We start from the raw sequence: 21330 nt of genomic DNA, 5'->3' as shown, positions 1-21330 counted from the left end.
AGCCGAGATGCAAGTAGCCACCACCCAGAGGATCCGCCGTCACGGCGACTGGAGCGAGGCGGACGGGTCCGTCCTGCTCACCTACGAAAACCGTTTCCTGCGCCGCAGGATGCTGACCACCCTGCATCGCGAGGATTTCCTTGTCGATCTGGCCCAGACCACGTCGCTGGACGGCGGCGACGCCTTTGAACTCAGCGACGGGCGCCTGATCGAGGTGGTCGCCGCAAACGAACCGCTGCTGGCAGTGACGGGCGACAACCTGACCCGGCTGGCCTGGCATATCGGCAACCGCCATACGCCCTGCCAGATCGAGGCGGACCGGTTGCTGATCCGGCAGGACCACGTGATTCGCGACATGCTGGAAAGGCTCGGCGCGCAGGTGAGCGAGATCCACGCCCCCTTTGCGCCCGAAGGCGGGGCCTATGGGCACGGGCGCACTCACGGGCATGACCACGGGCATTCTCACGCGCAGGGTTCCCCTCACGCCCATGGCCACTGACCTTGATCTGCTGACCCTGGCGCAATGGCTGTCGCCCGCCTATCCCGTTGGGTCATTTGCCTATTCCCACGGGTTGGAGCGGCTGGTGCAGACCGGCGCGGTGGCGGATGCGGACGATCTGGAGAACTGGCTTTGCGACCTGCTCGAATTTGGCGCGGGCTGGTCCGATGCCCTGTTTCTGATTGCGGCGGCGCGCGCGGCCACAAGGGACGAGGTGCAAGAGATCGACGCGATGGCGCGGGCCTTTGCCGGCCCTGTCGAACGCCGGATCGAGACCGTCCAGCAGGGCGCGGCATTTGTCAGGGTCACGTCGCGGGTCTGGGGCGGGGACGATACCGAATTGACCTATCCGGTCGCGCTCGGCTGCGCGGCGCATGCTTTGGGCCTGCCGCTGCATCTTGCCGCCAAGATGTATCTGCACGCCTTCGTCGCCAACCTTGTCTCGGCAGCGCAAAGGTTGATGCCGCTGGGCCAGACGGCGGCGCAGGCGCTGGTCCACCGGATGGCGCCCCGCTGCGCCGCGCGGGCCGAGGCGGCTCTGGCGTCGGATCTGTCCGCCCTGTCAGGCACCGCCTTTCTGGCCGAGATCGCGGCGATGCAACATGAAACCCAGGAACCGAGGATATTCCGAACATGACCCAGATGAACGGCCCCCTGCGCGTCGGCATCGGCGGCCCGGTGGGCGCGGGCAAGACCAGCCTGACCGCCGCCCTGGCCCGTGCGCTGCGCGACACCCATTCCATCGGCGTGATCACCAACGACATCTACACGCAGGAGGATGCCGAGGCGCTGATGCGCATGCAGATCCTGCCACAGGACCGGGTGATCGGCGTCGAGACCGGCGGTTGCCCGCATACCGCCATCCGCGAGGATGCCTCGATCAACCTGGCCGCGGTGGCCGAAATGGTGCGCCGCCATCCGGAAGTCGAAATCGTGCTGATCGAATCGGGCGGCGACAACCTGTCGGCTACCTTCAGCCCGGAACTGGCGGATGTGACCCTTTACGTGATCGACGTGGCCGCAGGCGAGGAGATCCCGCGCAAGGGCGGGCCCGCGATTACCCGGTCTGACATACTGGTGATCAACAAGACCGATCTTGCGCCATATGTGGGCGCGGATCTGGGCGTGATGGAGCGGGACGCCGCGCGCATGCGCGGAGAACGCCCCTTCGTTTTCACTTCGATCCGCCATGGCGAGGGTGTCGAGAAGGTTCTGGCGCTGCTGGACCGCATCGGAGGCATCGGGCCGGGCCGCAAAAGCGCGGCCTGAAAGCCTGTCATTTCAACTGGCTGTCCTTGGACCCGCGACGGTTGATGCCCCCGCGTGCCTTATAGGCACCGTCACGCTCTTGCTGGCAGTCGAGGCAAAGCTTCACACCCGGCAGCGCCTGCCGCCGGGCCCGGGGGATTTCCTCGTCGCATTCGGCGCAATGGGTCAGGCTCTCGCCCACCGGCGCCTTGCGCGCTTTCATCCGCGCAAGTTCGTCGGAAATCGACGCCTCGATCTGTTCGCTCACCGCACCGTCACGGGCCCAGCCTCCGGCCATGTTTCACCTCCGCTCTGTCGTCGAGATTATCGCCCCGAGCCGCGCTTTGCAAAGGTCCGGTCGGTTCGGTGTCATCGGCCCTGCCGGTCTTGTGCCCTCTGCGACGCCCCTGTCCGGTACAGACCCGGCACCAGCGCCTCTGCGCTGGCCTTCAGCTCTTGGGGCCGGGCACCCGGCGGCCATGGCCTGGCATAGAAAACGTCGTAGGAGCCGCCCAGTTTCTCCATCAGTTCCGCCGCATAGCGCAGGGATCCGACCATGGCGCCGAAATTGTCGTCGCCGCCGCCCAGAAACTGCGCGAACCTGCGAAGACCATAATAATAGCCGGTGTTGCGCGCATCCAGCGCCGCTGGCACGATTGGCGCACTGCAAAGTCGCGAAATGCGGGTTGTCCCGCCGCGCCAGTCCGGCTCGACCAGATGACCGTTCCGCAGGAATGGCACACGGCCCGACCCGAACACCAGCAAGGCGCCCTCGCCCATCAGATGCCGTTCCATCGCGGCAAAGGTCGTGCTGGCCGAAACGGCGCGGTTTGTTTTGTCGATATCGACCGGGACGATGCTGTCCTCACCGAGGAACCGTTCGGTTTCCCGGTTGGCGAGCACCTTGAGATCCGGACGCCGCGCCAGCAAGGCGCCGGCATGTGCGACGAAATCGAACATTCCGGTAGGATGCGTCGCAGCGATGATCACCCGTCCCTTGGCCGGGACATTGTCCAGTCCATGCGCGGTGATCGTCGTTCCTCCGTTGCGGTCCAGAATGTGCTCGACCAGAGGCTTGCCGGTGAGGCCGGCAATCTCGTCCAGCAAATCTTCGGTCTCGCGCAGGGCGACAAACGGCCGGCGAAGGACCAGCCGGCTGACGGCATCCGCCGCATTCAGGCACAGGCGCACGAAGCCCAGGCGGAACCGGTCGTCCTGCGACAAATGCAGTCGGGCTTGCAGGACCGGGTCCAGTGGATTTTCCCTTCGGAACGAGCGATGGGAGCCTGGGAAAAGCTTCATCAGGTTCCCCCGCTTCGGCGTTCACGCGCCCCAGGCGGTTCCTGGCCTCGACGAAAGGAGATGCCGAACCAATCCGCCATGGGGATACAACCTTCCTGCACTGCCGTTGGCACTGATAGCCGTCGTCGATCATAGTCGCTGAAAGGCCGGTTCGAACACCCAAACATGGCTTCGCGGCACGCGGACCGGCCGCGTTCCGGAACCGCGGGCGTTCGAGCCGGCAACTCCAGCCGTCGACCGCTGTCCGGATTGCCCGGCTTGCCCGAAGGCCGGCTTGACCCCGCGCTTCCTCTCGCCCACAACTCTTCCCGACAGCCCAGACAGAACGGATGCCCGACATGGACTACGATCCCGACAACATCTTCGCCCGGATCCTGCGCGGCGAAATCCCGTCGACCCGCGTTTACGAGGACGACGATACGCTGGCCTTCATGGACATCATGCCCCGCGCAGACGGGCATCTGCTGGTGATCCCGAAAACGCCCTGCCGCAATGTGCTCGACGCCAGCCCGGAACAGATGGCCGCCGTCATGAAGACGGTCCAGAAGCTCAGCCATGCCGTGATGAAAGCCTTGGGCGCCGGGGGCGTCACCCTGCAACAGTTCAACGAGGCCGTGGGCGGGCAGGAGGTGTTTCATCTGCATGTCCATGTCCTGCCCCGGTACGAGGGCCAGCCGCTGCGTCCACCCGGAAAGATGGGTGACATGACTCTGATCGCCGAACAGGCCGAGAAGATCCGGGCCGCATTGGACTGAAAATGTCATGCGGGCCTCTTGAACCTGCGGCCGCTGCAGGGACGAGCCAGGGCTGCGAACCGGTACGAGGAACGCATCCGGATGACACAGGATCATCATGGCCACGGCCATCATCATGTTGACGCTGCCGCAGGCGACCAGCGTGTCGCCTGGGCCATCGCAGTCAACATCGCGTTGACCCTGGCGCAAATTGTGGGCGGTCTGCTGTCCGGCTCGCTGGCGCTGATCGCGGACGCGCTGCACAACTTCTCGGATGCGGTGGCCCTGATCATCGCCTTCCTTGCGCGCAAGGTCGCCCGGCGACCCGCCGACAACCGTATGAGCTTCGGCTATGGCCGGATCGAGGTGGTGGCCGCGCTGGTCAACTACACCACTCTGGTCGTCCTGGCGCTGTTTCTGGCCTACGAGGGCGTGATGCGCTTCATCGACCCGCAGCCGATCGACGGCTGGCTGGTGGTCTGGATTGCCGCGCTGGCTTTGGTCGTCGACCTTGTGACCGCCGCCTTGACCTGGTCGCTGTCCAGAACCTCGATCAACATCCGGGCCGCCTTCCTGCACAATGTCGCCGATGCGCTGGGTTCGGTTGCCGTGATCGTGGCCGGGGTGGCCGTCATCCGGTTCGGCTGGACCTGGGTCGATCCGCTCGTGACACTGATGATCGCGACCTACATCCTGTGGCATGTCCGCTCCGAGATCGGCGGGACCGTACGCATCCTGATGCTGGGCACGCCGCCCGGCCTCGATCCGGAACAGGTCGCCGACTATGTCGAGAGCATCGAGGGGGTGCAAGCCGTGCACCACCTGCATCTTTGGTGCCTGCAGGAGGACAAGTCCGCCCTGACCGCCCATCTGGTGCTGCGGTCAGGATTCTGGCAGGATGCCGACGCGATCAAGGCCCGGGTCAAATCGGGGCTGGATCAGAAGTTCGGGATCGGTCATTCGACACTGGAAATGGAATGCGCCACCCACGCCTGCCTTCAGCCCAGCAGGATCGGCAGCAATCCGGCCTGAGCCAAAAAATTGCCGCCCCGCAACATGCGGGGCGGCAGAAGGGGAAACAACTGGCGCCAGAAGCCGTCATGGGGAACGGCACAAGCACCCGACTTTTGAAAACACCACTCACTCACTGAACGGTACTGCGGATCTTGCCATGCGTCCGACCTGCACGGCATGACCCATTTGGGTTATTTCAACAACAATTTCACGCCGATCAGGATGGTATAACCCATCCGGGCGATTGTATCGGCGCAAAGTTCTCCTAGGTTGAGGATAATCAAGGAGGTGGACCCATTCGCGACGACACCGAAAAATCCTTTGCACAGAACCGGGAACAGATCATCGCAGCGATCTACGAGACGGTCTTGCGGCCGGATCTCTACGACCGGGTCATGTCGGCCTGGGACGATCATCTGGGGCGCCTGTTGCAGCAGGCTGGCGTCTTGTCCGATGTGGACGACATGTCATCCGGTTCGGAGTTGCCTATCGATCCCGAGTTGCAGGACCATTTCCGGCGCGCACATGTTATTCTCGAACAGCTCGGGCGAAAGGCCCCTCAGTCGGAACTCGAGCGGCGCATCAACGGGATCCCGGGGTTCGTGATACTGGCAGGCGCCGACGGCAAGGTGCGCGCAGCCGGGCGTCAGGCCCGCAGAACGCTGAACAATCCTGCCGACGTCGCGGCGCTGAGACCACATCTGGCCGCACAAAGCGTACAGATGCTCGACGGCTTGCTGGAGTCCGCGCGAGCCGGAAGGATCAACGCGCAGACGATGGTGCTGAACACCGACATACGCCCCCGTCACCTGATCGCCCGGGTCACCACCTGTCCGGATACGGCGGGCCAGCTGATGATCGAGGGTCTCGACTACCAGTGGACGCCGGCGGCGGAACGGATGCTTGTCGCTTCATTCGGCCTTTCGCCGGCCGAAGTGGACATCGTCCGCAACCTGATGGATGGGCGCAGCCTGAAGGAGATTGCCGAAAAATCCCGCAAATCCGAACACACGGTGCGAAACCAGACCAAGTCGGTGCTGGCCAAGACCGGTGCACCGGGACAGGTGGACCTGATCCGGCTGGTCGCATTCCTGATCGACCGTGGAAACCAGTTGAGTACTGCGGGACATCCCGGAGCCGTCGACCTGCGAAACGAAGTTCTTGAGATGCGCACCGGCCTCAAGATGCAGCTCTACCAATGTGGCGCACCCGATGGGCATCCGGTGATCTATCTGCACGGCATGCTGGACGGAATGGCCCCGCTTGAATATCTCAAGCCGCGGTTTCATCAGCGTGGCCTGCGCGTTCTGGCACCGGTGCGTCCCGGATATGGGCGATCGGATCCGGTATCCGATCCGATGGCCAATTTGGAAGTCATGTCCGAACATGTCCTCGAGTTGATCGACCGGTTCGGGCTGAAGAGGGTTGCGATCCTGGGCCATATGGCGGGATCGGTTCAGGGCCATGTTGTCTGCGCTGGTGGCGATGCGCGAATTCGCGGCATGGTCGCGGTGGCCGGCTGCGGCCCGATACTTCGGCGAGAGCATTACGCAGGCATGGCCCGGCGCCAGCGGATCATGGCGTACACTGCGCGCTGGGCGCCAAACCTGCTGCCCTTTTTCGTACGCGCCGGTATTTCGCTGATCGACAGCGAGAACGTCCAGACCTTCATGGATGCGCTTTATCCCCCCGACAGCCACGAGCGCGCCGTGGTCGACCGCTTGCATCTGTCAGAACTCATGCACGCGGGCTATCGATTTGCCGCGCAATCCGGCACCGACGGTTTTGTCAGCGATTCGCGGGTCATGGTCTCGGACTGGTTCTCTGCCCTGCCCCAGACCGGCAAGCCGGTGATCCAGCTGCATGGCGCGCTGGATCCGGTTGTTCCGGTCAACGCGGTTCAGGAATTTACCGCAAAGCGCACGAACGTAAGTTTTCGCAAACTGGACAACGTCGGCCAGTTCCTGATCTATGAACGCCCCGAAGTCGTGCTTGATGCCATCGACGAGTTGCCTGAGTGAAGGTCAGACCGCCGCAGTCTCTCCGAACACCTTTTCAAAGCTGCTGCGCAACGCGACATCGACATCGGCCAGGGTCACGGGCAACCCCAGATCGACCAGAGAGGTAACTCCGAATTCGCTGATTCCGCAGGGCACGATACCGGAAAAATGCTCGAGGTCGGGTTCGACATTGATCGAAATGCCGTGAAAACTGACCCACTTCCGAATGCGGATTCCGATGGCGGCAATCTTGTCCTCGGCCGGTTTCCCGCTGACTGTAAGCGGCTTGTCGTCGCGACGCACCCAGACGCCGACACGCCCTTCGCGGATTTCGCCCCGCACGTTGAACTCTGCCAGCGCCGCGATCACCCATTCCTCAAGCTGCTGGACGAAGCGGCGCACGTCGTGACCACGCTTGCCGACGTCGAGCATGACATAGACCACCCGCTGACCGGGGCCGTGATAGGTATATTGCCCGCCCCGCTTGCTTCCATGGACCGGAAAACGGTCCGGGTCGGTCAGATCCTCGCGCCGGGCCGAGGTCCCGGCGGTATAAAGCGGCGGATGTTCCAGCAGCCAGATGCATTCTTCCGCCTCGCCCGCGGCGATAGCCGCGGCGCGCGCCTCCATGAAGGCCACGGCCTCTTCGTAATCGGTCAACCCGTCGGTGATCTTCCATTCCATGTGCGTTCAATAGCCGGGGCAAGGGCATGATGAAAGGGGTCAGGCGGCCTCGGTCAGACAGCGCCCGATGACCTGCGCGTAATTCTCCACCCCCTGTGCCCCGGTCAGAAGGTACTTGCCGCCAAACACCATTGACGGCACGCCAGAGATCCCGCGCGAGGTCCAGAACGCCTCTTTTTCGCGCACTCTGTCCACATGCGCGCCCGAGGCAAGCGCCGACCGCGCGGCCTCCGGATCGAGCCCGGCAGCCGTGACCGCCTTGATCAGAACCTCATCGTCCGAGACATCCCTGCCTTCGGAGAAATAGGCCGCGAACAAGGCCATCTTCAACGGATGCTGGCGGCCTTGCCCCTCGGCCCAGTCAAGCAGCTGGTGGGCGCGAAAGGTATTCACGATCCGGCTGTCATCGGAAAAGTTGAAGGCAAACCCCAGTTCGGCCCCGATCGCCGTCAGCCGTGCGCGAGCAGTTTGGCTCTGCTCGGCAGTCGAGCCGTATTTTTCCATGATATGCGCGCGCAGGTCCTGCCCTTCCGGCCCCATGCCCGGATTGAGTTCGAACGGATGCCAACGCAGCCGCGCAAGGGCGCCGGTTTGCGCAAGCGCCCGGTCCAGCTGAAGAAAACCGACGATGCACCACGGGCAAACCACATCCGACACGATATCGATCTGCACGATGGGACGAGTGGTTTCGACGGTCATTCCGGTCTCCTTGGCGCACGGGTCTTGAACGTGTTCGGTTAGTATATCGGGCGCGGAAGGAGAATTCAAAGCAACGTGTTTTTGCCTCTTCACATCGCCGCAACCCTCGTCTATACGCCGCTCTACCAAGTCACAGACAGTGCGGTCGTGGCGGAATTGGTAGACGCGCAGCGTTGAGGTCGCTGTGGGGTAACTCCCGTGGAAGTTCGAGTCTTCTCGACCGCACCATAACTTGGCCTTGAAGGCCCTGTTTTTCAAGAAATCAGCCGTGTAGCGCCCGTCCCGGGACACTTTTCGGGGCACAAATGGGACATTTGCGGCAGTGGCGAAGGTGAAGCTCAAATACGTTGACGAACTTTCCGGGGGCCGCAGACGCTTCCGGCGGCATTGTCTCCGGGACGCGGCCGGGGTGCTTGGCGATGAAATCGTTCAGACCCTCATGAAGGCCTCACATGCACCCCCTGTTTCGCTGGCTGCCCGAGGCCGAGAAAGCCGCAGTGTTCAAGGGGGTGCGGCCATTTATCTTGATCCAGATCAAACTCCACCATTGATGCGGCACGGCTCACATTCTAAAACCAGCGGGAATCCGCGTGGCCCGGAGTTTCCGGGCTGCGCGTAAAATCTGCAAGGAGGCACCTAAATGGCAGACGCAGCCATTCATGGTCACGGGCATGAGGACAACCGCGGTTTCTTTACCCGCTGGTTCATGTCGACCAACCACAAGGACATCGGGATCCTGTACCTGATCTTTTCGGCCATCGCCGGTCTGATCTCGGTCCTGATGACCGTCTACATGCGGCTCGAGCTGATGCATCCGGGCGTGCAGTACATGTGCATGGAAGGCTTCATGGCCGATCCCTGTACCCCCAACGGCCACGTCTGGAACGTGATGATCACCTATCACGGCGTCCTGATGATGTTCTTCGTGGTGATCCCGGCGCTGTTCGGCGGCTTCGGCAACTTCTTCATGCCGTTGCAGATCGGTGCGCCGGACATGGCGTTCCCGCGCATGAACAACCTGTCGTTCTGGCTTTATGTCGCCGGTACTTCGCTGGGCGTCGCCTCGCTGCTGACGCCGGGTGGCAACGACCAGCTGGGTTCGGGCGTGGGCTGGGTTCTCTACCCGCCGCTGTCCACCACCGAGGGCGGCATGTCGATGGACCTGGCGATTTTCGCCGTGCACCTGTCGGGCGCCTCCTCGATCCTGGGTGCGATCAACATGATCACCACCTTCCTGAATATGCGCGCGCCGGGCATGACCCTGTTCAAGGTGCCGCTGTTCGCGTGGTCGATCTTTGTCACCTCGTGGCTGATCCTGCTGTCGCTGCCGGTTCTGGCCGGTGCGATCACCATGCTGCTGATGGACCGCAACTTCGGCTTCACCTTCTTTGACCCAGCTGGCGGCGGCGACCCGATCCTGTACCAGCACATCCTGTGGTTCTTCGGCCACCCGGAAGTGTATATCGTGATCCTGCCCGGCTTCGGCATCATCTCTCACGTGATCGCCACCTTCTCGCGCAAGCCCGTCTTCGGCTACCTGCCGATGGTCTGGGCAATCATCGCGATCGGCGCGCTGGGCTTTGTCGTGTGGGCGCACCACATGTACACTGTCGGCATGTCGCTGCACCAGCAGGCCTATTTCATGCTGGCCACGATGGTCATCGCGGTGCCTACGGGCGTCAAGGTGTTCAGCTGGATCGCCACCATGTGGGGCGGTTCGATCGAGTTCAAGACGCCGATGCTCTTTGCCTTCGGCTTCCTGTTCCTGTTCACCGTCGGCGGCGTGACAGGCGTGGTGCTGAGCCAGGCCTCGCTGGACCGTGCCTATCACGACACCTACTACGTGGTTGCACACTTCCACTACGTGATGTCGCTGGGCGCCGTGTTCGCGATCTTTGCCGGCATGTATTTCTACCTGGGCAAGATGTCGGGCCGCCAGTACCCCGAGTTCTGGGGCAAGGTTCACTTCTGGATGTTCTTCATCGGCGCCAACCTGACCTTCTTCCCCCAGCACTTCCTGGGCCGTCAGGGCATGCCGCGTCGTTACATCGACTACCCGGAAGCCTTCGCCTACTGGAACTACATCTCGTCCTGGGGTGCGTTCATCTCGTTCGCTTCGTTCATCCTGTTCTTCGGCATCGTGTTCTACACGCTCACCCGTGGTGCCCGCGTCACCCAGAACAACTACTGGAACGAATACGCCGACACGCTGGAATGGACCCTGCCCTGCCCGCCGCCCGAACATACGTTCGAGACGCTGCCCAAGCGGGAAGACTGGGACAAGAGCCACGCGCACTGAGCGACGGCACCAGTCACTGAACAACAGGCCTCCGCACGATGTGCGGGGGCCTTTTTCATGTGCCCGACGCACAGGAACCGGCGAAGGAAAACGGTCATCTTTCCGTTCTATGATTGTTACATTCCCGGATTACGCGTCCGCCGGAGGTTCCGGCGGGCAGGTTCTCGTTGCGATCCGATCAATTTCTTGAGGTTTTCGCAGGGGAAATGTCCATGACCGCTCAAGTGTATCCGAACGTTACTGCAACGATGATCGCGCAGTTCGACAGTGGGGTTGGCGAGGCAGGGTCCGAAGTGGTGTCGCATCACGCCGGCCAATTGTTCGTGACCAATGGGGCCGAAGGCCGTATCGACATCTTTGACCTCGCACAAAACCGGTTGGCGGGTTCGCTGGATCTGACGCAGATTTCCGGTTTTGGCGGGCTGAACTCGGTAAGCGTGTCGGACGCAGGCATTGCCGTCGCAGTGCAGAACGCCGACCCGAGCGCCAACGGGTTCGTCGTGCTGTTCGACCTGTCGGATACAGACGCCGCGCCGCAGGTTTTCGAAACCGGCAACCTGCCGGACATGGTCACCTTTTCCCATGACGGCACCCGCATCTTTGTTGCCAACGAAGGCGAGCGGAACGAAGCCGGAGATCCCGCAGGAAGCCTGTCGATCATCGACGTGGCGGCGGGTTCGGTCCAGACATTCGGGTTCGAGACCTTCGATAGCCGGGCCGAAGACCTGCGTGAGATGGGTATCCGCCTGTTTCCCGGCACCCTGCCCTCGGCCGATTTCGAGCCTGAATATGTCTCCGAAGGACCGGATGGCCTTCTCTACGTGACTTTGCAGGAAGCCAACACGGTTGCCGTTTTCAATCCGGCAACCCTGAGCTGGTCCGCGCTGCTGCCATTGGGAACGGTCGATCATTCGCTACCCGGATTCGCGCTTGACGCCTCCGATCGCGACGATGCCATCGATATCCGCAACTGGCCGCTGAACGGGCTTCGACTGCCCGATGCGATCACCAGTGTAGAGATCGGCGGCGAGGTCTATTTCCTGACCGCGAACGAAGGCGACGACCGCGGAGATTTCGACGAAGGCGGCGACGCCGCACGCGTAGGTGACATTCTGGATGGAGACGTCGCAGGCGTGTCAATCGACCCGTCTGTGGATACTGAAGGGTTGGAACGGCTGACAGTCTCGATCATCGACGGCGACACGGACGGTGACGGCGACATCGACGTGCTGCATTCCTACGGATCGCGGTCCTTCACCATCTTCGACGCCGCCGGAAACGTGGTTTTCGACAGCGGCGACATGTTCGAGCGTATCATTGCCGAGCTTCGGCCGGCCAATGCCTTCAACAACGACGGCTACCCTTCGGAGGATCCCGAGGTGGTGGACGAAAACCGCTCTGACAACAAGGGCCCCGAGCCCGAGGCCATCGCCACAGGCGTCGTAGACGGCCACACCCTGGCGTTTATCGGTCTGGAACGCGACAGCGGTATCACGGTGTTCGACATCTCGAACCCGAACGCCCCCCGGTTTCTCCAGTACATCGAGGGACAGAGCAACGGCAACGTTTCCCCTGAGGTGATCACTTTCATCGATGCCGCCCACAGCCTCACCGGCTTGCCCCAGATCGCGGCATCATACGAGGTCTCGGGGACCACCGCGCTTTACGATCTGGTTTTGGGTCAGACCATCGCCGGATCCGAAACCAGCGAGACCTTGAATGGTACGGCCGGGGGCGACGTGGCATATGGGCTGAGTGGCGACGACCTGGTGCAGGGCAACGCCGGAGACGACAATCTTGGCGGCGGCCTGGGTAACGACACGATCTGGTCAGGCACCGGGCGCGACCTGGCCGCAGGCGCGGAAGGCGACGACCTGATCGGCGGTGGCGACGGAAATGATACCCTGTGGGGCGGCCGCGGGGACGACATATTGTGGGGTGGCGCAGGAGACGACGAAATCCGCGGGGGCCGCGGGGACGACCTTGCGGGAGGCGGCACAGGGAACGATCATATCTGGCTCGAAGGTGGTGATACCGTTTGGGGCGGTGCCGGCTCCGACCTGTTCGAGTTCGTTTCGGGCAGCAGTCTGATCCGGGATTTCGACGCTGTCAGCGACGCCGAGAAGCTGGATCTGCAGGCCATGGTCGGTATCGACGATTTCGCCGATCTGTCGGCATCGCATATGGCCCAGATCGGAACAAGCGTGGTTATTCTCGACGACGCCGGCAACACGCTGACGCTGAGCAACGTGACTCTCGCCGATCTCGACGCCAACGATTTCATCCTCTGAAGAAGGCAAACGCAAATGCGCGCCCCCGCCACCTGCGCGGGGGCGTCTTTTTTGAGTTCAATGCCATGATCGTTGTTTCGCGGGGCATCAACGCATCGAGCGCGGAACCTTTTCCATAACTGCGCCCCCCCCGGAACGACAGCCGGCGGCTCGCCTTCACAAATGGCCGCTGTGCCGGATGCGGCCGGGCCAGCGTTGCAAAAAGCCAACGTTGCGGGCCGGATACGCACTCCGGACGCCACCACGCTGGCCAACGGCTTCGATTTGTGGCGTTTTTCTTTAAAAAGAAAAACAACGTGAGGTAGTGATGCGGCAGACATGGAGCGTATACTCCATGGTATGCGAGCCGGAGGAGGTGCTGCGCCGGTTCGTGGAACATAACCTGGCCATGGGGGCCAGTTACGTCCATCTGTTCTTCGACAAGGCGGACGACCCCGCATATGAGCATTTCGCCAACCAGCCCGGCGTGATCGCGCAACGTTGTTGCGACACCTACTGGACCGGGCTGAACCGGCGCAGACCACCCTATGTCGAGCGGCGGCAGCTGGTGAACGGCAGGTTCGCCTACGAGCGCTGCCTGACCGACTGGCAGGCGCATTTCGATGCTGACGAACTGGTGCTCACACAGGGCGCACCGCTGGGCGAGTTGCTGGCGGACATGCCACAGACCTATCAGACCGCGCATCTGGGCACGGTCGAGCCGATGCTGGTGCCCGAGGGTCACAAGGGACCGATCCCGTTCCGCCGCTCGGTCCGGCATCTCAAGTTCCGCAACCGGCTGCATATCTATGGTGCGGACCTTCAGGTGTTCCGCAACGGGCTGTTCGGGCACTACCAGGGCAAGTCCATCCTGCGGGCCGGTCTGGCGGGCTGGCGTCACGGCATCCATTTCCCACGCCCCTCGGGGCCAGAGGTTCAAAACAGCATCTACCAGATGCAAGAGGCCCATATCGCCCATATGCATTGCGAAAGCCGTGAACTGTGGGTGAAGCGAACCATGGGAAAGATGCGCGACCACGCCTACAACCTGCGCACCGGAACCTATGACCTGTTGCCGTTGGTCGCGCCGAGCGAGCAAGCTGTGCCAGATCCAAGCGAAGAAGACCTGCTGGAAATCCTGACCGGGTATTACGACCGTGTCAGCCTTTTGTCAGACGCCCTCCGCGCCCGGTTGGAAGCGTTCGGCCTGCTCCAGTATCACGAGGTCGAGAGGCTGGGCTGAACACTGGACGCCGCCCGCAGGCATGATAGATTTCCTCCATGCCTTATGATTGGAAACAGCGCTCGGACAGCGCTCAGGAACTGCATCTATGGCCGCATAACTCGCTGCCTCCGCGCGGGGCGGCGGCGTTCATCCTGATGGTCTTTGCGTTTGGCTCGCTGCCGCTGATCGCGGTGCTGGGATCCAAGCTCATGTGGGGGCTGTTGCCTTTCCTGCTGATCTCGGTCGCGGGCTTGTGGCTGGCGTTCGAGGCGAACTATCGCCAGCGCCGGGTCCTGGAGGTGCTGACGCTGGACCCCGAGCGGGCGCATCTGGTGCGCCACAATCCGCGCGGACCGGCGCAGGAATGGGACTGCGACCGCTATTGGGCGCGGGCGACGATGCACGAGCATGACGGCCCGGTGCCCCATTACGTGACCTTGCAAGGCGCCGGGCGTGAGGTGGAAATCGGCGCCTTCCTGTCCGAGGACGAGCGCATCGCGCTGTATGACGATCTGAGCCGGGCACTGGCGCGGTGATTGACAGGGCCGGTGCCGACCATTAGGCAGGGGCCATGCAGCAGACCTTTGCCCTGATCAGCACCGTCTATTATCCGCCGTTCCCATAACGGCGGCTGCATTTCCTGTTCAACCGCCGCGATCCGGCGGTCCGAACATCTCCTGGCACAGACCACCTGACCCGGCATCGCGGCCCCTTCGGAGCCAACAATGTCCTGTCATCTGACCTTTTCCTCTTTCGGCCTTCTGGGCTTTGGCGCCTTCGGGCGGCTGATCGCCGCGCATCTGGCACCCCACCTGCCCTGCCTGATCCATGATCCCGCATTGCCCGATGGAACCGCCCTGCCACCTGGCGCAACCGCCACCAGCCTGGCCGAGGCGGCGGGCTGCGACCTGGTGATCCTGGCAATGCCCGTTGCCGAAATGGCCGCGGCCTGCCGCGCCGTCACCCCGCATCTGCGGCCCGGCGCTGTGGTGGCCGACGTGGGCTCGGTCAAGTTGGCCCCGGCCGCCATCATGCAGGCGCATCTGCCCTCGCATGTGGCGCTGGTCGGCACACATCCGCTGTTCGGCCCGCAAAGCGCGAAGGGTGGCATAGGCGGGCGCAAGATCGCCGTCTGCCCGATCCGGGGCAAGGCGCACCTGCCGATCGCGGCATTCCTGCGGGCGCGGCTGGGGTTGCGGGTGATTCTGACCACGCCCGAAGCGCATGACCGCGAGGCGGCGACGGTGCAGGGGCTGACGCATTTGATCGCACAGGCGCTGACCCGGATGGGCCCGTTGCCCAGCCGCATGACCACCGCCAGTTTCGACCTGCTGATGCAGGCGGCGGAGATGGTGCGGCAGGATCCGCCCGGCGTGCTTGCCGCCATCGAAAGCGCCAATCCCTTCGCCGCCCCCGTGCGCACGGAATTTCTGACCCTGGTCGCGGAACTGGATCACGGTTTTTCCGGGCCGGATTGAAAAAGGCCCGCGCGGGCGGGCCTTTCATCTTGCTGCGAGAAGGCGGATCAGCCGTTGCCGGAGGCGCAGAGCTGATCCTTGACCATCGGGCCGACCTTGCCGAAGTCCATCTGGCCGGTATAGCGGGATTTCAGCTCTCCCATCACCTTGCCCATGTCGCGGATCGATCCGGCGCCTGTGGCAGTGATCGCCTCGCGCACCGCCTTTTGCACCTCTCTCTCGTCCAGCTGCCTGGGCAGGAATTCCTCGATCACCGCGATTTCCTCGCGCTCGCGCTCGGCGAGGTCAAGCCGGCCGCCCTCTTCATAGGCCCGGGCGCTTTCCTGGCGCTGCTTGGTCATCTTGCCGAGAATCGCCAAGACCTCTGCATCGCCGCAGCAGGCCGCGTCCTCGTCGCCGGAACCGCGGGCCGCGATATCGCGGTCCTTGATCGCGGCATTGATCAGGCGCAGCGTCGACAGGCGGGCAGTTTCCTTGTCCTTCATCGCCTGTTTCAACGCGGCATTCACCCGGGCGCGCATGTCCATATGTTCTTCCCATCCCCATGAGATTTCTCAAGTTCCCGACAATACCGAAAGAAAAAGCCCGGTACAACCGGAAGCAACCCAAGTTAAGTTATTGAAATATATAGACAGCCCAAAAATTGATCGCCCTTGACCCGGCCCGCCAACCCTCTTAGGTATGCGTCCGTTTACCCAGACAGGAGAGTCGCGTCATGGCCCAGAACGCCACGTCCAAGCCCACCGCATGCCTGGCGCTCGCCGATGGGACGATATTCTACGGCACCGGTTTCGGCGCCACCGGCCAGACCGTGGCCGAGCTGTGTTTCAACACCGCGATGACCGGCTATCAGGAGATCATGACCGACCCCTCCTATGCAGGGCAGATCGTGACCTTCACCTTTCCCCATGTCGGCAATGTCGGCGTCACCCCCGAGGATGACGAGACCGCCGATCCGGTGGCCGCCGGCATGGTGGTCAAATGGGACCCGACACAGCCGTCGAACTGGCGCGCGGCCGAAGAACTCAAGGGCTGGCTGACACGGCGCGGCCGGATCGCCATCGGCGGCATCGACACCCGTCGCCTGACCCGCGCGATCCGGCAGCAGGGCGCTCCGCATGTGGCGCTGGCGCATGATCCCGAGGGCAAGTTCGACATCGCGGCGCTGGTCGCCGCGGCGCGCGCCTGGCCGGGGCTGGAAGGCATGGACCTGGCCAAGGACGTGACCTGTGCGCAAAGCTATCGCTGGGACGAGATGCGCTGGGCCTGGCCGCAGGGCTATGCACGGCAGGAGGCGCCCAAACACAAGGTCGTGGCGCTGGATTTCGGCGCCAAGCGCAACATCCTGCGCTGCCTCGCCTCGACCGGTTGCGACGTGACCGTGCTGCCCGCCACCGCCACCGCCGCCGAAGTTCTGGCGCATGCGCCCGACGGGGTGTTCCTGTCCAACGGTCCGGGCGACCCGGCAGCAACCGGCACCTATGCGGTGCCGATGATCCGCGAGATCCTGGACAGCACCGATCTGCCGATGTTCGGTATCTGCCTGGGCCACCAGATGCTGGCGCTGGCGCTGGGCGGCCGCACGGTCAAGATGAACCACGGCCACCACGGCGCCAACCACCCGGTCAAGGACCTGGAAACCGGCAAGGTCGAGATCACCTCGATGAACCACGGGTTCGCGGTGGATGCCCAGACCCTGCCCGAAGGCGTGATCGAAACTCACCGGTCCCTGTTCGACGGGTCGAACTGCGGCATCCGCATGACCGACCGGCCGGTATTCTCGGTTCAGTACCACCCCGAGGCCAGCCCCGGGCCGCAGGACAGTTTCTACCTGTTCGAGCGGTTTTCCGAGGCAATGGACGCACACAAGGCGAACGCCTGACCGGATTGTCGGCGATTGCAATCCTTCTTTCTGGGCTTAACGATCCGTTAACCTGAAATGCGCAACCCTGACGCCGGTACCGGCTGTCAGGGCAGCGCATGATGAGTGACCTTCACCTCGGACTGATTTCTGCGGCCCCGGCATGGCCGATGCCCGGAGCCCAGCTGCCGCTGGGCCGCCACCTGGTGCGCAACGGGGTCATCACACAGGGCCAACTGGTGGCCGCGCTGCAAATGCAGTCGCGCCTCAACGCGCCCATCGGCGAGATCCTCGTGGCCGAGGGTTGGGCCGAGCCGACCGATGTGATGCGCGCACTGGCCTTGCAGAACGGGGTCCAATGGGCCGACCTGGCACTGGAACCGCCACGGGCCGAACTCCGCGCGCTGATGCCCCACGATTTCTGGCTGCGGCACGGGGTGATCCCCTGGATGCGGCTGGGACCGATGGTCATCGTCGCCACATCACGGCCAGACCTGTTCGACGAGGTGCTTGCCGAAATGGCCGCAACAGGTGTCCTGTTGATGCCCGCTCTGGCAAGCGCCGGGCAGATCGAGGCGGCACTGGCGCATCACTATGCGCCGGTGCTCGCACGGCTGGCGGAAACCCGCGTGGATGCGGCCTATAGCTGCCGAGACTGGGATGTCCGCACGCGGCTGCCTGCCGTGCTGGCATTGGTCGGCGTCGTGCTGGCCGTCTGCCTCGCGCCTCTTCACGGCTTCGTTGTCTTGTTCCTGGTCTCGGTCCTGACCCTGATCCTGTTTACCGGGCTCAAGGCGGCGGCCCTGATCACCCACCTGCTCAACCAGGCACATCTGACCGCGCCCGGCGGAGCCGCAAAGAAAGTGGGCATGCAGGAGCCGCGCCTGCCCAAGATCTCGGTCCTGGTGCCGCTCTACAAGGAACGGGAGATCGCCGGCGCGCTGGTGGCGCGGCTGAACCGGCTGACCTATCCCAAGGCCCTGCTGGACGTGATCCTGGTGCTGGAGGAAAAGGACCAGGTGACGCGCGACACGCTGGCGGGTTGCAAACTGCCTCACTGGATGCGGGTGATCGAGGTACCGGGCCATTCCGGCCTGACCACCAAGCCGCGGGCGATGAACTATGCGCTGGATTTCTGCCGCGGCGAGATCATCGGCGTCTGGGATGCCGAGGATGCGCCAGTGCCCGACCAGCTGGAGCATGTGGCCACACGGTTCGCCCAGGCCCCGCGCGACGTGGTCTGCCTGCAGGGGATACTGGATTACTACAACCCGCGCAGCAGTTGGCGGGCACGCTGCTTTACAATCGAATATTGCAGCTGGTTCCGCATCATCCTGCCGGGAATCGCCCGGCTTGGACTGGTTGTTCCGCTGGGGGGCACAACCCTGTTCTTTCGCCGCGACGCGCTGGAGCGGCTGGGCGGCTGGGACGCCCATAACGTGACCGAGGATGCAGACCTGGGCGTGCGGCTGTGCCGGGCTGGATACCGGACCGAACTGATCGACACCGTCACCTATGAAGAGGCGAATTTCCGTCCCTGGCCCTGGGTCCGGCAGCGTTCGCGCTGGCTCAAAGGGTTCATGGTGACCTACCTTGTCCACATGCGCTCGCCCCGGCGGTTGTGGGCCGACCTTGGCCCGGCGCGTTTCCTCGGCATGCAGGCGTTTTTCCTGGGCACCCTCGGGCAGTTCCTGCTGGCGCCGGTGCTGTGGTCCTTCTGGCTGCTGCTTCTGGGCCTGCCGCACCCGCTCGAAGGGGTCCTGCCACCCGTGGTCCTTGCCTTTTGCATGTCCTTGTTCGTCTGCACCGAGGCACTGGCGCTGGTCGCCGGGCTGGTGGCCGTTTCCGGACCGGAACGGCGCTTCCTTCTGCCCTGGGTCGTGACGATGCCCCTCTATTTCCCCCTCGGCGTGGTCGCGGCATACAAGGCGCTCTACGAGATGGTCGTGAAACCCTATTTCTGGGACAAGACACAGCACGGACAGGCGGTGGAAGAAAAATCCCCGTGCCGCCCGGCAAGCCATCGCGCAGGCGGGCGACACGGTCTCGTGGAAAACCTTGTCGGCAGGATCACCGGGAATTCCTGAGATGCGCCCGAGTTCAGCGGCGCTCGCGGCGGCCCGCGTCGAGCTTGAGCCGGGTCATGAAGGCGATCGAGATATGATCCTTGAGCGCCTGCGCCGCCGCCTCCTCATCACGGGCGGCGATGGCCTCGACGATGCCCTTGTGCTCGCCCTGCGCGATCTGGCCCCGGCCTTCGGCGGCAAGGGAGGTTGTCGCCATCAGCGCCATGGTGCGGTGCACGAGGTCGAGTTGCTGCACAAGGTAGCGGTTGTGCGAGGCGAGGTGGATCTGCTCGTGAAAGCGCCGGTTCGCGCGGCTCAGCGCCTGCGGGTTGTCAACGAGCTTGTCATCGGCCGCGACCATGTCGCGCAGCACCTGGATTTCCTCGGCGGTGGCATGGCGCGCGGCCAGCCGCGCGGCCAGCCCTTCGAGTTCGCGCCGGACCTGGTAGAGCTCGGCCATCTGGTTGTGGTCGAGCGAGGCCACGATCATCGAGCGCCCGTCGCGTTCCAGCAGCGACTGGGTTTCGAGCCGTTGCAGCGCTTCGCGGATCGGCGTGCGCGAAACACCGAAGCGCTCGGCCAGTTCGCTTTCCACCAGCCGGTCGCCGGGTTTGTAGATGCCGCTGTCGATGGCTTCGAGGATCAGATGATAGGCGTCTTTCTGGACGGGGCGGCCCTGGGTCATTGTTGTTTTCTTCTCCCTGTTCGGACTTGTGTATCCGCCCCGCCCCGCCGGGATCAACCCTTGGCATTGCACTGGCGCCGGAACTGGCCTAAGTCCGGACCATGGTGCGCGATGCCTTCTCACATGTGACGACCTGGGTCTTCGACCTCGACAATACCCTCTACCCCCCGCATATGCGGCTGTTCGACCAGATCGAGGTCCGGATGACCGCCTATGTGATGGAGGTGCTGAAGGTCGATCGGGCCGAGGCCGACCGGCTGCGCGCCACCTACTGGCTGCAGTATGGCACCACGCTGGCCGGGCTGATGCGGGAACATGCCATCGACCCCGATCCCTATCTGGTGGCGGTGCATGATGTGGACATGAGTCACATGACCCCCGACGCCGCGCTGGCGGATCATATCCGCGCGCTGCCAGGCCGCCGCATCGTCTATACCAACGGCTCGGCCCCCTATGCCGAGCGGGTGCTGGCCGCACGCGGCCTAAGCGGCCTGTTCGACGCGATCTACGGGGTGGAACATGCCGGATACCGGCCCAAGCCCGAGCGCGCCGCCTTCGAAGAGGTGTTCACCCGCGACGGGGTGATCCCGGACCGCGCCGCGATGTTCGAGGACGACCCGCGCAACCTTGCCGCGCCGCATGAAATGGGGATGCGCACGGTGCACGTGGCGCCCGACCCGCACGAGGCCGATCACATCCACCACCACACCGACGACCTGGCCGCCTTCCTGGCACGGCTGACCTGAAGGGGTCGGGGGCTCTGCCCCCGTCGCCGCAAGCGGCGACACCCCCGGTGTATTTTCCGAAAAGATGAAGCGGCAGCCGGGTCCGAACCGATGCGGTATATCTCCCTCGGGGCCCGTCACCGGCGACAGGCGGATGCGCGTCATGCGCCGCGGTGGGCGTGACGAACGGCCTGCGGCATCGCGCTGCACTGCGGCCAAAGGTTCCATTTGAATGCATCTTTGCGCCTCTATCTGAACAGCATGTGTTGACAGAAAGGACCTGACATGAGCGCCATCGACCTGCCCCGCAACCTGCCCCTGGGCCAGCGCCTGCTGTTCGCCATCCCGCTGCTGGGGCGCATCGCCAAGGAGGTGGCCTATGGCGACAAGGACAATATCTATTACGCCATCGCCGCGGGGCTGAGCCTGTGGGGCTGTGCCATAATGCTCTTTGGCCTGCCGGGTCTCTACCTGCCAGCGCTGGCCATGGTGCCGGTGATGTGGATCATCCTGATCCTGATCTCGCGCGGGTAAGGAATGC

The 21330-nt window shown here is 63.6% G+C and carries 21 protein-coding genes and 1 tRNA gene; 16 read left to right on the top strand and 6 right to left on the bottom strand.

Features of this window, described 5'->3' with window-relative positions; translation table 11 throughout:
• Positions 1-7: 7 nt before the first annotated feature.
• The 3 genes from ureE to ureG are packed head-to-tail and all read left to right on the top strand — an operon-like array spanning position 8 to position 1768.
• Positions 8-499 carry an urease accessory protein UreE gene (ureE, locus tag BLT75_RS15995; protein ID WP_093033904.1) on the top strand — a complete coding sequence of 164 codons (492 nt, stop codon included), beginning with the start codon at positions 8-10 and terminating at the stop codon, positions 497-499.
• Positions 489-1136 carry an urease accessory protein UreF gene (locus BLT75_RS15990; protein WP_093033900.1) on the top strand — a complete coding sequence of 216 codons (648 nt, stop codon included), beginning with the start codon at positions 489-491 and terminating at the stop codon, positions 1134-1136. Before ureE ends, BLT75_RS15990 begins: the two co-directional genes overlap by 11 nt.
• Positions 1133-1768: an urease accessory protein UreG gene (ureG, locus tag BLT75_RS15985; RefSeq protein WP_093033897.1), complete on the top strand. Its 636-nt coding sequence runs from the start codon at positions 1133-1135 to the stop codon at positions 1766-1768. Before BLT75_RS15990 ends, ureG begins: the two co-directional genes overlap by 4 nt.
• A 7-nt stretch (positions 1769-1775) precedes the next feature.
• On the opposite strand, the gene BLT75_RS15980 is transcribed toward ureG, so the two are convergent.
• Both BLT75_RS15980 and BLT75_RS15975 read right to left on the bottom strand, forming a co-directional pair.
• Positions 1776-2045: a DksA/TraR family C4-type zinc finger protein gene (locus BLT75_RS15980; RefSeq protein ID WP_093033894.1), complete on the bottom strand. Its 270-nt coding sequence runs from the start codon at positions 2043-2045 to the stop codon at positions 1776-1778.
• Between the two features lie 71 nt (positions 2046-2116).
• Positions 2117-3049 (bottom strand): lysophospholipid acyltransferase family protein, encoded by a 933-nt coding sequence (locus BLT75_RS15975; RefSeq protein WP_143028582.1) that lies wholly within the window; start codon positions 3047-3049, stop codon positions 2117-2119.
• Positions 3050-3387: 338 nt separating this feature from the next.
• Between BLT75_RS15975 and BLT75_RS15970 the strand changes: the two genes are divergently transcribed.
• The 3 genes from BLT75_RS15970 (at position 3388) to BLT75_RS15955 (ending at position 6818) form a co-directional block, all read left to right on the top strand.
• Positions 3388-3804: an HIT family protein gene (locus BLT75_RS15970; RefSeq protein WP_093034175.1), complete on the top strand. Its 417-nt coding sequence runs from the start codon at positions 3388-3390 to the stop codon at positions 3802-3804.
• 81 nt (positions 3805-3885) lie between these two features.
• Positions 3886-4815, top strand: coding sequence for a cation diffusion facilitator family transporter (locus BLT75_RS15965; RefSeq protein ID WP_093034172.1), 930 nt, complete (start codon positions 3886-3888; stop codon positions 4813-4815).
• A 350-nt stretch (positions 4816-5165) separates the two neighbouring features.
• Positions 5166-6818, top strand: coding sequence for a bifunctional helix-turn-helix transcriptional regulator/alpha/beta hydrolase (locus tag BLT75_RS15955; RefSeq protein WP_143028581.1), 1653 nt, complete (start codon positions 5166-5168; stop codon positions 6816-6818).
• Between the two features lie 3 nt (positions 6819-6821).
• Here BLT75_RS15955 and lipB read toward each other — a convergent pair whose 3' ends face one another.
• Both lipB and BLT75_RS15945 read right to left on the bottom strand, forming a co-directional pair.
• Positions 6822-7481 (bottom strand): lipoyl(octanoyl) transferase LipB, encoded by a 660-nt coding sequence (lipB, locus tag BLT75_RS15950; RefSeq protein WP_093033882.1) that lies wholly within the window; start codon positions 7479-7481, stop codon positions 6822-6824.
• 39 nt (positions 7482-7520) lie between these two features.
• Positions 7521-8180: a DsbA family oxidoreductase gene (locus tag BLT75_RS15945; RefSeq protein ID WP_093033879.1), complete on the bottom strand. Its 660-nt coding sequence runs from the start codon at positions 8178-8180 to the stop codon at positions 7521-7523.
• A 141-nt stretch (positions 8181-8321) separates the two neighbouring features.
• Here BLT75_RS15945 and BLT75_RS15940 point away from each other — a divergent pair.
• The 6 genes from BLT75_RS15940 to BLT75_RS15915 all read left to right on the top strand — a co-directional run bounded on the left by BLT75_RS15940 (position 8322) and on the right by BLT75_RS15915 (position 15452).
• A tRNA-Leu gene (locus BLT75_RS15940) sits at positions 8322-8408 on the top strand.
• A gap of 412 nt (positions 8409-8820) precedes the next feature.
• Positions 8821-10479 (top strand): cytochrome c oxidase subunit I, encoded by a 1659-nt coding sequence (gene ctaD, locus BLT75_RS15935; protein WP_093033876.1) that lies wholly within the window; start codon positions 8821-8823, stop codon positions 10477-10479.
• A gap of 212 nt (positions 10480-10691) precedes the next feature.
• Positions 10692-12770, top strand: coding sequence for a choice-of-anchor I family protein (locus tag BLT75_RS15930; protein ID WP_176828079.1), 2079 nt, complete (start codon positions 10692-10694; stop codon positions 12768-12770).
• A 334-nt stretch (positions 12771-13104) separates the two neighbouring features.
• Positions 13105-13992 carry a glycosyltransferase family 2 protein gene (locus BLT75_RS15925; protein ID WP_176828076.1) on the top strand — a complete coding sequence of 296 codons (888 nt, stop codon included), beginning with the start codon at positions 13105-13107 and terminating at the stop codon, positions 13990-13992.
• A 38-nt stretch (positions 13993-14030) separates the two neighbouring features.
• On the top strand, positions 14031-14510 hold the full coding sequence (locus BLT75_RS15920) for a DUF2244 domain-containing protein (protein WP_093033866.1): 480 nt from the start codon (positions 14031-14033) through the stop codon (positions 14508-14510).
• Positions 14511-14699: 189 nt separating this feature from the next.
• Entirely contained in the window at positions 14700-15452 is a 753-nt protein-coding gene (locus tag BLT75_RS15915; RefSeq protein ID WP_093033863.1) for a prephenate dehydrogenase, read from the top strand.
• 47 nt (positions 15453-15499) lie between these two features.
• On the opposite strand, the gene BLT75_RS15910 is transcribed toward BLT75_RS15915, so the two are convergent.
• The gene (locus BLT75_RS15910; protein WP_093033860.1) at positions 15500-15979 is read right to left on the bottom strand and encodes a GatB/YqeY domain-containing protein; all 480 of its coding nucleotides are present in this window, start codon (positions 15977-15979) and stop codon (positions 15500-15502) included.
• A 188-nt stretch (positions 15980-16167) separates the two neighbouring features.
• Here BLT75_RS15910 and carA point away from each other — a divergent pair, with 188 nt between their 5' ends.
• Both carA and BLT75_RS15900 read left to right on the top strand, forming a co-directional pair.
• Positions 16168-17334 carry a glutamine-hydrolyzing carbamoyl-phosphate synthase small subunit gene (carA, locus tag BLT75_RS15905; protein ID WP_093033857.1) on the top strand — a complete coding sequence of 389 codons (1167 nt, stop codon included), beginning with the start codon at positions 16168-16170 and terminating at the stop codon, positions 17332-17334.
• A gap of 101 nt (positions 17335-17435) precedes the next feature.
• Positions 17436-19400 carry a glycosyltransferase family 2 protein gene (locus BLT75_RS15900; protein WP_176828074.1) on the top strand — a complete coding sequence of 655 codons (1965 nt, stop codon included), beginning with the start codon at positions 17436-17438 and terminating at the stop codon, positions 19398-19400.
• A 13-nt stretch (positions 19401-19413) separates the two neighbouring features.
• Here BLT75_RS15900 and BLT75_RS15895 read toward each other — a convergent pair whose 3' ends face one another.
• A complete protein-coding gene (locus BLT75_RS15895) occupies positions 19414-20064 on the bottom strand; it encodes a GntR family transcriptional regulator (RefSeq protein WP_093033850.1) in 651 nt (216 codons plus the stop codon).
• Between the two features lie 101 nt (positions 20065-20165).
• On the opposite strand from BLT75_RS15895, the gene BLT75_RS15890 reads away from it, so the two are divergent.
• A complete protein-coding gene (locus BLT75_RS15890; protein WP_093033846.1) occupies positions 20166-20810 on the top strand; it encodes a pyrimidine 5'-nucleotidase in 645 nt (214 codons plus the stop codon).
• Between the two features lie 264 nt (positions 20811-21074).
• On the top strand, positions 21075-21323 hold the full coding sequence (locus BLT75_RS15885) for a hypothetical protein (protein WP_093033843.1): 249 nt from the start codon (positions 21075-21077) through the stop codon (positions 21321-21323).
• The last annotated feature ends 7 nt before the right edge of the window (positions 21324-21330 follow it).

Origin of the sequence: Ruegeria marina (assembly GCF_900101475.1) — a bacterium.
Lineage (GTDB): Bacteria > Pseudomonadota > Alphaproteobacteria > Rhodobacterales > Rhodobacteraceae > Ruegeria_B > Ruegeria_B marina.
The sequence above is the reverse complement of the archived record's forward strand: the minus strand, read 5'-3'. Positions and strand labels throughout refer to the sequence as shown.

What these genes read in the sequence shown, in the direction of transcription:
- BLT75_RS15945 (WP_093033879.1), bottom strand. Translation starts at nt 8,180, where the DNA reads ATGACCGTCGAAACCACTCGTCCCATCGTGCAGATCGATATCGTGTCG.
- BLT75_RS15925 (WP_176828076.1), top strand. Translation starts at nt 13,105, where the DNA reads ATGGTATGCGAGCCGGAGGAGGTGCTGCGCCGGTTCGTGGAACATAAC.
- carA (WP_093033857.1), top strand. Translation starts at nt 16,168, where the DNA reads ATGGCCCAGAACGCCACGTCCAAGCCCACCGCATGCCTGGCGCTCGCC.
- BLT75_RS15965 (WP_093034172.1), top strand. Translation starts at nt 3,886, where the DNA reads ATGACACAGGATCATCATGGCCACGGCCATCATCATGTTGACGCTGCC.
- BLT75_RS15920 (WP_093033866.1), top strand. Translation starts at nt 14,031, where the DNA reads ATGCCTTATGATTGGAAACAGCGCTCGGACAGCGCTCAGGAACTGCAT.
- ctaD (WP_093033876.1), top strand. Translation starts at nt 8,821, where the DNA reads ATGGCAGACGCAGCCATTCATGGTCACGGGCATGAGGACAACCGCGGT.
- BLT75_RS15915 (WP_093033863.1), top strand. Translation starts at nt 14,700, where the DNA reads ATGTCCTGTCATCTGACCTTTTCCTCTTTCGGCCTTCTGGGCTTTGGC.
- BLT75_RS15900 (WP_176828074.1), top strand. Translation starts at nt 17,436, where the DNA reads ATGAGTGACCTTCACCTCGGACTGATTTCTGCGGCCCCGGCATGGCCG.
- BLT75_RS15990 (WP_093033900.1), top strand. Translation starts at nt 489, where the DNA reads ATGGCCACTGACCTTGATCTGCTGACCCTGGCGCAATGGCTGTCGCCC.
- ureE (WP_093033904.1), top strand. Translation starts at nt 8, where the DNA reads ATGCAAGTAGCCACCACCCAGAGGATCCGCCGTCACGGCGACTGGAGC.
- BLT75_RS15895 (WP_093033850.1), bottom strand. Translation starts at nt 20,064, where the DNA reads ATGACCCAGGGCCGCCCCGTCCAGAAAGACGCCTATCATCTGATCCTC.
- BLT75_RS15975 (WP_143028582.1), bottom strand. Translation starts at nt 3,049, where the DNA reads ATGAAGCTTTTCCCAGGCTCCCATCGCTCGTTCCGAAGGGAAAATCCA.
- BLT75_RS15970 (WP_093034175.1), top strand. Translation starts at nt 3,388, where the DNA reads ATGGACTACGATCCCGACAACATCTTCGCCCGGATCCTGCGCGGCGAA.
- BLT75_RS15930 (WP_176828079.1), top strand. Translation starts at nt 10,692, where the DNA reads ATGACCGCTCAAGTGTATCCGAACGTTACTGCAACGATGATCGCGCAG.
- BLT75_RS15885 (WP_093033843.1), top strand. Translation starts at nt 21,075, where the DNA reads ATGAGCGCCATCGACCTGCCCCGCAACCTGCCCCTGGGCCAGCGCCTG.
- BLT75_RS15980 (WP_093033894.1), bottom strand. Translation starts at nt 2,045, where the DNA reads ATGGCCGGAGGCTGGGCCCGTGACGGTGCGGTGAGCGAACAGATCGAG.
- BLT75_RS15890 (WP_093033846.1), top strand. Translation starts at nt 20,166, where the DNA reads ATGGTGCGCGATGCCTTCTCACATGTGACGACCTGGGTCTTCGACCTC.
- ureG (WP_093033897.1), top strand. Translation starts at nt 1,133, where the DNA reads ATGACCCAGATGAACGGCCCCCTGCGCGTCGGCATCGGCGGCCCGGTG.
- lipB (WP_093033882.1), bottom strand. Translation starts at nt 7,481, where the DNA reads ATGGAATGGAAGATCACCGACGGGTTGACCGATTACGAAGAGGCCGTG.
- BLT75_RS15910 (WP_093033860.1), bottom strand. Translation starts at nt 15,979, where the DNA reads ATGGACATGCGCGCCCGGGTGAATGCCGCGTTGAAACAGGCGATGAAG.